The following is an 8,705-nucleotide window of genomic DNA, read 5'->3' as shown; positions in this document are numbered from 1 at the left end:
GTGGTCGACCACCGCCGGCGCCTGCACCCCGTCATCGACGTCGAACCGAGCCCCGTGGCGGCGCCCACGACGGGCTGAGCACCGTGACGGTCCGGGGGGGGGGGGGCCCCCCCCCCCCCCCCCCCCCCCCCCTTTCCCCCCCCCCCCCCCCCCCCCCCCCCCCCCCCCCCGCGGCGCGCCACCCGGCAGGCCGCGTTCAACATGCGCATGGGCGCGCCGGCTTCGGGCCTGCGGCTGCGCGCGCGGAACGCCGCCGTACGCGTACTGGCCCTGCCGGGCCTGCGCGGCGTGCTCGCGCGGTCGTTCACGATGCAGTGGTTGTGAGGGGTGCGCTCAGGCGACGGTCGGGTCGATCGGCGTGAGCACGAAGACCGGGATCTGCCGGTCGGTCCGCGCCTGGTAGTCGTCGTAGGCGGGCCACACGTCGGTCGCCCGCTTCCACCAGAGCGCCTTCTCCTCGCCCGTGACCTCGCGGGCCAGGTAGTCGCGCTTCACCGCGCCGTCCTGGAGCTCGACGTGGGGCTGCTTGACCAGGTTGAAGTACCAGGCCGGGTGCTCGGGGTGACCGCCCTGCGACGCGACGACGGCGTACTCGCCGTCGTGCTCGACCCGCATGAGCGCCGTCTTGCGGAGCTTGCCGCTCTTCGCGCCGACCGTCGTCAGCACGATCACGGGCTTGCCGCGCAGCGAGTTCGCCTCGCGCCCCTTCGTCGCCTCGTAGGTCTCGGCCTGGTCGCGCGCCCACTTCGACGTGCTGGGTGCGTACTCGCCCTGCAGCGGCATCCGTGTCCTCCTCGTTCGGTGTCCTGTTCGACGCTAACGCCGACCGTCCCGCCCCGATTCCCGAGAGTGCAACCCCGCGCAATCGGGGCGGTCGCGTGCCTACGCTGGCCGCATCAGCGATGGGGAGGTGCGCCATGGAGGCGTCGGGTGAGGGTGAGGACCGAGGCCGAGCGGATGCCGCGGCGATGAGCGCGGGGCAGCAGGCGGCGTTCGGCGACGGCATCGTCGGGGGTGCGGCCGGCGACCGCGAGCCCGGTGAGGCGGATGCCCCGGACGACCGGGACGACGACGGCCTCGTGGCCGGCGGGCCGATCGACGTCGGCGAGGAGGCCGGCGGGAGCCGTGCGGGTGCGGGCGAGGTCGCCGCCGACCGGGCCCGCGCCGAGGACGCGCACGCCACGCAGGAGGAGGAGGGGCTCGCGCCGGGCGAGTCCGACTGAGGACGGCCCGGTCGCGGCATCCGGAATACCACTCGCCGCGGAAGAGTTGAGCGTAGTACACTCAACTTTGTCGAAGGGAGCCCCGTGGCCAACATGCAGGGCGCGCCGAGCTCGCAGGAGGAGCAGAAGTCGGCGCTCGAACAGTACGGCGTCAACCTCACCGAGATCGCCCGCCAGGGCAAGCTCGACCCCGTGATCGGTCGCGACGCCGAGATCCGCCGCGTCAGCCAGGTGCTCACGCGGCGCACCAAGAACAACCCGGTGCTCATCGGCGAGCCCGGCGTCGGCAAGACCGCGGTGGTCGAGGGCCTGGCCCAGCGCATCGTGGCGGGCGACGTCGCCGCCTCGCTGAAGGACAAGCAGCTCGTCGCGCTCGACATCTCCGCGCTCGTCGCCGGGGCCATGTACCGCGGCCAGTTCGAGGAGCGGCTCAAGGCCGTGCTCAAGGAGATCAACGAGGCCGAGGGTCGCATCATCACGTTCGTCGACGAGCTGCACCTGCTCATGGGCGCGGGCGGCGGCGAGGGCTCGGTCGCGGCGTCGAACATGCTGAAGCCGATGCTCGCGCGCGGCGAGCTGCGGCTCATCGGCGCGACCACGCTCGACGAGTACCGCGAGTACATCGAGAAGGATGCCGCGCTCGAGCGCCGCTTCCAGCAGGTGTTCGTCGGTGAGCCGTCCGTCGAAGACACGGTCGCGATCCTCCGCGGGCTCAAGGGCCGGTACGAGGCGCACCACGGCGTGACCATCACCGACGCCGCGCTCGTGGCCGCGGCATCCCTCTCGAACCGCTACATCACCGCCCGCCAGCTGCCCGACAAGGCCATCGACCTCATCGACGAGGCCATGTCGCGCCTGAAGATGGAGATCGACTCGAGCCCCGTCGAGATCGACCAGCTCAAGCGCGAGGTCGACCGGCTGAAGCTCGAGGAGCTCGCGCTCAAGAAGGAGAAGGACGACGCCTCGAAGGAGCGGCTCGAGCGCCTGCGCGACATCCTCGTCGACAAGGAGCGCGAGCTGGTGCAGCTCGAGGAGCGCTGGTCGCGCGAGCGGATGTCGCTGAACCGCGTCGGCGAGCTGAAGAAGCGACTCGACGAGGCCGTGACCCAGCGCGACCGCGCGATGCGCGAGGCCGACTACGCGACCGCGTCGCGGCTCGAGTACGAGACCATCGCGCAGCTGCAGCGCGACCTCGAGGAGGCCGAGCGCGCCGAGGAGGCGCCCGACGAGCCACGCATGGTCAACGAGCAGGTGACCGAGGAGGACATCGCCGCGGTCATCGCGCAGTGGACGGGGATCCCCGTCGGCCGGCTCATGCAGGGCGAGACCGAGAAGCTGCTGCACCTCGAGCAGGAGCTCGGGCGGCGCGTGATCGGCCAGCGGCGCGCCGTGGCGGCGGTCGCCGACGCGGTCCGCCGCGCTCGTGCCGGCGTGTCCGACCCCGACCAGCCGACCGGATCGTTCCTGTTCCTCGGCCCGACCGGAGTGGGCAAGACCGAGCTCGCGAAGGCCCTCGCCGAGGTGCTCTTCGACGACCCGCACGCCATGGTGCGCATCGACATGTCGGAGTACGGCGAGAAGCACACCGTCTCGCGCCTGGTCGGCGCCCCTCCCGGCTACATCGGCTACGAGCAGGGCGGCCAGCTCACCGAAGCCGTGCGCCGGCGCCCCTACTCGGTGATCCTGCTCGACGAGGTCGAGAAGGCGCACCCCGAGGTGTTCGACGTGCTGCTGCAGGTGCTCGACGACGGCCGCCTGACCGACGGCCAGGGCCGCACCGTCGACTTCCGCAACGTGATCCTCATCCTCACGTCCAACCTCGGCTCGCAGTACCTCATCGACCCCACGCTCTCGTGGGAGGAGAAGGAGCAGGCCGTCATGGCGGGCGTGCGGCAGGCGTTCAAGCCCGAGTTCGTGAACCGGCTCGACGACCTCGTCGTGTTCTCGACGCTGTCCGAGCAGGAGCTCGGCGAGATCGTGAACCTGCAGGTCGACCGCCTGACCGCGCGGATGCATGAGCGCCGGCTCGAGCTCGGCGTCACGCCCGACGCGCGCACCTGGCTCTCCGAGCGCGGCTACGACCCGCTGTTCGGCGCGCGCCCGCTGCGCCGGCTCATCCAGACCGAGGTGGCGGACCGGCTCGCGCGGGCGCTGCTCGCGGGCGACATCCGCGACGGCGACACGGTCGTGGTCGGGCTCGATCCGAGCGGCGAGCACCTCGAGGTCTCGCGCGCCGAAGCGCCGGGCGACGAGCCGGTCGGCGGCGATCACGACGTGATCGACGCCGAGATCGTGGAGGAGTAGGCGGCCGCGGTCAGCCCTGCTGGGCTCGCCGTCGGAGCACCCACCCGCGCGCGAGCAGCAGCAGCCCTGCGCCGAACGCCAGCGCGGCGCCGATGATGATGGTCGCCTGCAACGCGTAGTCGGCCTGCGGGTCGCCTTCGACGGGCGTGCTGCGCGGCATGAAGGCGTACACCGCGATGCCCACCAGCCCGATCAGCACGAGCACCGCGCCGGCGGCGAAGTGCCCCGTCGTCTTCGCCGGCCCGGGCCGGAGTTCGCCCGCGCCGGCGCCGACGTCTCGGACGCCGGGCTCCAGGCGGCCGATCCGCTCGGCGTCCCGGGTCGCTTCCCGACGGTCGTCTCGGTCGTCTCGCATGCGGTCGTCCATCCCGCGACCGTACGCGGGGCCGGTGAGCACCGCGAGGGGGTTGCGCACACGGGATGCCGGCGCATCGGCGGTCGCCGGCCGTTCACCCGGTCGTCGTAGCGTCGCCCGCATGGTCATGCGCGGGACCGTCGGCGACTGGTCGATCGTCGAGCTGGACACGGGCGCCGTGCGCGGTCGCCGGCGGCGGGGGACGCGGCAGTGGCGCGGCATCCCGTACGCGGCCGCCCCGGTCGGCGTGCTTCGGTTCCGCGCGCCGCAGCCGCGCACCGCGTGGGACGGCGTCCGAGACGCGAGCGAGTTCGGGCCGGTCGCGCCGCAGCTGCGGCGCGGGCAGTTCCTCGGCGCGGCGGACCACCTGCCGCGCAGCGAGGACTGCCTGCACCTGGATGTGATCGCGCCCGATGACGAGGGACCCGCCGGCTCCGGCTCCGGTCGCGGACGCCCGGTGATGGTGTTCCTCCACGGCGGCGCGTACAGCGTCGGCTCGGCGGCCGAGTACCCGCGGCAGGGCGAGCGGCTCGCGCGAGTGCACGGCGTGGTCTACGTCGGCGTGAACTACCGGCTCGGGGCCCTCGGATGGCTCGACCTCCGGGCGTTCTCGCAGTCGCGGCATCCGATCGAGGTGAACCTCGGACTGCGCGACCAGGTCGCCGCGCTCGAGTGGATCCGCCGGAACATCCACGCGTTCGGCGGCGACCCCGACCGGGTGACGCTCTTCGGCGAGTCGTCCGGCGGCAACGCGGTGACGACGCTGATGACGGTGCCATCCGCCCGCGGTCTCTTCGCGAGCGCGATCGCGCAGAGCTCGCCGGCCAACGCGGTGTACGCGCCGGACGTGGCGCAGCGCTGGGCGGGCGAGTACGTGCGCATCCTCGCCCGGCTCGTCGACGACGACGACCTCGACAGCGAGTCGGCGGCGGATGCCGCGGCCATGCTGCGCCGCACCGACCCGATGCTGCTCGCCCGGGCGACGGCCGCCCTGACCGTGCGCACGCCCGACGAGAATCCCGGCACGATCGCGCTCGCGCCCGTGATCGACGGCGAGTTCCTCCCGCACCGCCCGCTGGATGCCTTCCGCGACGGGCTCGCGCATCCCGTGCCGCTCATCATCGGCACGAACGACCGCGAGGGATCGCTGTTCGAGGGGCGCATCGACATCCTGCCGACCACGAAGCCCCGCATCCGCGCGATCTTCGCGAACACGCCGAAGCGGGCGCGCAGAGCCATCAAGGCGCGCTACCCGGGCCTGCCCGAGCGGCGCGCGGCGGCCGACTTCGCCGGCGACTTCACGTTCTGGTTCCCGACGGTGAAGGTCGCCGAGCGCCACTCGCGGTACGCGCCAACGTGGTGCTACCGGTTCGACGCGGCCCCGCGGACGGCGCGCCTCCTCGGCCTCGACGCGACCCACGGCCTCGAGCTCTTCGCGCTGTTCGAGAAGTTCGACACGCGGGTCGGCGCCGCGCTCACGCTGCTCGGCGGCCGGCGCATGTTCCGCGCGGTCGGACGGCGCATGCAGGCGCACTGGACCGGCTTCGCGGCATCCGGCGCCCCCGGACCCGGCTGGCCGCGCTACGACGAGGCGCACCGGCGCACGCTCGTCTTCGACCGCGTCGACCGCGTGGTCGCCGACCCGCGCCGCAAGAAGCGGCTGGCGTGGCAGGCGTTCGTGCCGCACGTGTGACGAACCGTCCACCCCGACCGGACGGCGCCGGTACGCGTAGGCTCGCAACCATGCTCGCCACCGTGATCCACGCCGCCCGTGACATCCGCGTCGAGGAGGTGCCCGACCCGGTGCTGTCCGACACCGGCGCCGACGCGATCGTGCGGGTGGTCGCCGCGTGCGTGTGCGGCTCCGACCTCTGGCCGTACCGCGGCATCACCCCGACGAACGCGGTGCACCGCATCGGGCACGAGTTCGTCGGCGTCGTCGAGTCCGTGGGCGACCGGGTGCGGCTCGTGCGGGAGGGCGACTTCGTGATCGCGCCGTTCTACGTGTGCGACGGCACGTGCGTGAACTGCCGCAACGGGGTCAGCACATCGTGCGTGCAGGGCAGCTGGTGGGGCGGCGAAGACCGCTCGGGCGGGTTCGCCGACGGCGGCCAGGGCGAGCGCGTGCGGGTGCCGCTGGCGGATGGCACGCTCGCGGTCGTGCCCGGACCGGTGGCCGACGACGAGATCCCGGGGCTGCTCACGCTCTCCGACGTGATGGGCACGGGGCACCACGCGGCGGTCTCGGCGGGCGTCGGGCCGGGCGACTCGGTCGCGGTCGTGGGCGACGGCGCGGTCGGGCTCTGCGCGATCATCGCCGCGAAGCGGCTCGGCGCGACGACGATCATCGCGATGTCGCGGCACGCCGATCGCCAGGCGCTCGCGCGCGAGTTCGGCGCGACGCACGTCGTCGAGGAGCGCGGCGATGAGGGCGTCGCGCGGGTGCAGGAGCTCACGGGCGGCATCGGCGCCGACCGGGTGCTCGAGTGCGTCGGCACCAAGGAGTCGATGGACCAGGCGCTGCGCTCGGCGCGGCCGGGCGGCATGGTGGGGTTCGTCGGCGTGCCGAACGGCGGCCCCGAGCTGCCCGTGCGGCAGATGTTCAACCGGAACGTCGGCGTGAACGGCGGCGTCGCCCCCGTGCGCGGGTACATCGAGGAGCTGCTGCCCGACGTGCGCTCCGGCGCCATCCGGCCCGGCCGTGTCTTCGACCTCGAGCTTCCGCTCTCGCAGGCCGCCGAGGCGTACGCGGCGATGGACGAGCGCCGCGCGACGAAGGTGCTGCTGCGCCCGTAAGGGCCCGGGTCGGGCCATCCGCTCGCGTCCGGTAGCCCGGAACGGAACGAACCGGAGACGACCCTTCCCTTCGTCGGTGGCGTGTGCCAGCATTGCGCGAGTGTGCGCACCCCCCGAACGGGTGCCGCCCGAAGAAGGGAATCCATGTCTATGAGAGTGATGCGATCCATCGCCGCGACATCCGTGCTCGCGCTCGCCGTGACGGGCCTCGCGGCCGCGTCGGCGACCGCGGCCACCGCCGCCCCCACCGGCGGTGAGCACCAGTACGTCGTCGTCTTCGCCGAGGGCACCTCCTCGAGCGAGGCGCGTGCGGCCGTCGAGGCCGCCGGCGGCACGATCGTCAGCGAGAACGCCGAGGTCGGCGTCGCCACGGTCGTCACGACAGAGGCGTCGTTCGCCGAGCAGGCCGCCGACCAGGCGGCGATCGAGGGCACCGCGCAGAACCGCGTGATCGGCGGCGTGCCCGATGACGGGGCCGCGAAGGCCGAGGCGAAGCGCAAGGCCGCCGAGGAGGCGGTCGAGCGCGAGACGCGCGTCGGCGCCGGCGAAGCCGCCGCGCTCGGCAAGCCCGCCGACCCGGGCAAGCCGGTGAAGGGCGCCGAGCCGCTCGCCGACCTGCAGTGGGACATGCAGCAGATCGACGCGACCGTCGACGGCTCGTACGCCGTCGAGCGCGGCGACAAGAAGGTGACGGTGGGCATCATCGACACCGGCGTCGACGGGAGCCACCCCGACATCGCGCCGAACTTCGACGCGAAGCTGAGCCGCAACTTCACGGTCGACATCCCGGTCGACGCGAACGGCGACCCCGTCGACGGCGCCTGCGAGGACGAGGTCGACGGCTCCTGCGAGGATGCCGCCGATGTCGACGAGAACGGCCACGGCACGCACGTCGCCTCGACCATCGGCTCGCCCGTCAACGGCATCGGGATCGCGGGCGTCGCGCCCGAGGTCTCGCTCGTCAACCTCCGCGCCGGCCAGGACTCGGGCTACTTCTTCCTGCAGGCCTCGGTCGACGCGCTCACCTACGCGGGCGAGAACGGCATCGACGTGGTCAACATGAGCTACTACGTCGACCCGTGGCTGTTCAACTGCGTCGACCACCCGGCCGACAGCGCTGAGGATCGCGCCGAGCAGCAGGCGATCATCACCGCGATGCAGCGCGCGCTCGACTTCGCCCGCGACAGCGGCGTGACGCTCGTCGCGGCGGCCGGCAACGGCGCGAGCGACTACACGAAGGTGCTGACGGATGCATCCAGCCCCGACTTCGCGGGCGTGCCCGGCGAGGTCGCCTATGTGCGCGACCTGCTCGACCCCGAGTCGTGCATCTCGATGCCGACCGAGGGCGAGGGCGTGATCTCGGTCTCGAGCACCGGCGTCTCCGAGCGCAAGTCGTACTACTCGAACTACGGTGACGGCTTCGTGGATGTCGCGGCGCCGGGCGGCGACGTGTACGACACGGCCGCGGGCACGCGCGACTACGCCGCGGGCATCCTCGCGGCCTACCCGGCGGCGCTGGCCGAGGCAGAGGGCGCGATCGACGAGAACGGCGACGTCGTCGTGCCGTGGGCGGTCCAGAGCTGCGACGCGAAGGGCAAGGAGTGCGCGTACTACCAGTACCTGCAGGGCACGTCGATGGCCTCGCCGCACGCGGCGGGCGTCGCGGCGCTCATCGTGAGCCAGTACGGCGAGCGTCAGCGCGGCGGCGGCCTGGGCATGGACCCGGCCGAGGTCGAGCGCGTCCTGCTCGACTCGGCGACCGCGAAGGCCTGCCCCGAGCCGGCCGCGTTCACCTACACCCGCACGCTCCCGGCGGGCAACACCGTCACGTCCACGCACACGTGCGAGGGCACCGCGGAGTCGAACGGCTTCTACGGCGCGGGCATCGTGAACGCGCTCGCGGCGGTGAGCGGCTGATCACCGGGATCTCGTCGTCCCGTTGAGACGCAGAGGGGGGGGGGGGGGGGGGGGGGGGGGGGGGGGGGGGGTGGGGGGGGGGGGGGGGGGGGGGGGAGGGCGGGGGGGGG

At 73.2% G+C, this 8,705-nt stretch carries 7 protein-coding genes; 5 read left to right on the top strand and 2 right to left on the bottom strand.

Annotated features, from left to right (window positions below):
• Nucleotides 1–333: 333 nt before the first annotated feature.
• Nucleotides 334–783 (bottom strand): nitroreductase family deazaflavin-dependent oxidoreductase, encoded by a 450-nt coding sequence (locus ACZ4TW_RS23575; protein WP_465546894.1) that lies wholly within the window; start codon nt 781–783, stop codon nt 334–336.
• Between the two features lie 134 nt (nt 784–917).
• On the opposite strand from ACZ4TW_RS23575, the gene ACZ4TW_RS23570 reads away from it, so the two are divergent.
• Entirely contained in the window at nt 918–1,223 is a 306-nt protein-coding gene (locus ACZ4TW_RS23570; protein ID WP_465546892.1) for a hypothetical protein, read from the top strand.
• A gap of 93 nt (nt 1,224–1,316) precedes the next feature.
• A complete protein-coding gene (locus tag ACZ4TW_RS23565) occupies nt 1,317–3,527 on the top strand; it encodes an ATP-dependent Clp protease ATP-binding subunit (protein WP_465546896.1) in 2,211 nt (736 codons plus the stop codon).
• A gap of 10 nt (nt 3,528–3,537) precedes the next feature.
• Here ACZ4TW_RS23565 and ACZ4TW_RS23560 read toward each other — a convergent pair whose 3' ends face one another.
• Nucleotides 3,538–4,011, bottom strand: coding sequence for a hypothetical protein (locus ACZ4TW_RS23560; protein WP_465546890.1), 474 nt, complete (start codon nt 4,009–4,011; stop codon nt 3,538–3,540).
• On the opposite strand from ACZ4TW_RS23560, the gene ACZ4TW_RS23555 reads away from it, so the two are divergent.
• From ACZ4TW_RS23555 to ACZ4TW_RS23545, 3 genes are all read left to right on the top strand, one after another.
• Complete coding sequence (locus ACZ4TW_RS23555) at nt 4,004–5,575, top strand: carboxylesterase/lipase family protein (protein ID WP_465546888.1); 1,572 nt, start codon at nt 4,004–4,006, stop codon at nt 5,573–5,575. The genes ACZ4TW_RS23560 and ACZ4TW_RS23555 overlap by 8 nt on opposite strands.
• Nucleotides 5,576–5,625: 50 nt before the next feature.
• Nucleotides 5,626–6,678, top strand: a complete 1,053-nt coding sequence (locus ACZ4TW_RS23550) for a zinc-dependent alcohol dehydrogenase family protein (protein WP_465546886.1) — start codon at nt 5,626–5,628, stop codon at nt 6,676–6,678.
• 159 nt (nt 6,679–6,837) lie between these two features.
• Nucleotides 6,838–8,595, top strand: a complete 1,758-nt coding sequence (locus ACZ4TW_RS23545; protein WP_465546884.1) for a S8 family peptidase — start codon at nt 6,838–6,840, stop codon at nt 8,593–8,595.
• Nucleotides 8,596–8,705 lie beyond the last annotated feature (110 nt).

The sequence above is a fragment of the Agromyces sp. NPDC029043 genome (assembly GCF_055564615.1).
This window is presented reverse-complemented; position numbering and strand designations above follow the sequence as displayed.

Bases quoted from the DNA above. Each gene is read 5' to 3' on its own strand.
- ACZ4TW_RS23560 (WP_465546890.1), bottom strand. From the start codon at position 4,011: ATGACCATGCGGGCGACGCTACGACGACCGGGTGAACGGCCGGCGACC.
- ACZ4TW_RS23545 (WP_465546884.1), top strand. From the start codon at position 6,838: ATGCGATCCATCGCCGCGACATCCGTGCTCGCGCTCGCCGTGACGGGC.
- ACZ4TW_RS23555 (WP_465546888.1), top strand. From the start codon at position 4,004: ATGGTCATGCGCGGGACCGTCGGCGACTGGTCGATCGTCGAGCTGGAC.
- ACZ4TW_RS23570 (WP_465546892.1), top strand. From the start codon at position 918: ATGGAGGCGTCGGGTGAGGGTGAGGACCGAGGCCGAGCGGATGCCGCG.
- ACZ4TW_RS23565 (WP_465546896.1), top strand. From the start codon at position 1,317: ATGCAGGGCGCGCCGAGCTCGCAGGAGGAGCAGAAGTCGGCGCTCGAA.
- ACZ4TW_RS23575 (WP_465546894.1), bottom strand. From the start codon at position 783: ATGCCGCTGCAGGGCGAGTACGCACCCAGCACGTCGAAGTGGGCGCGC.
- ACZ4TW_RS23550 (WP_465546886.1), top strand. From the start codon at position 5,626: ATGCTCGCCACCGTGATCCACGCCGCCCGTGACATCCGCGTCGAGGAG.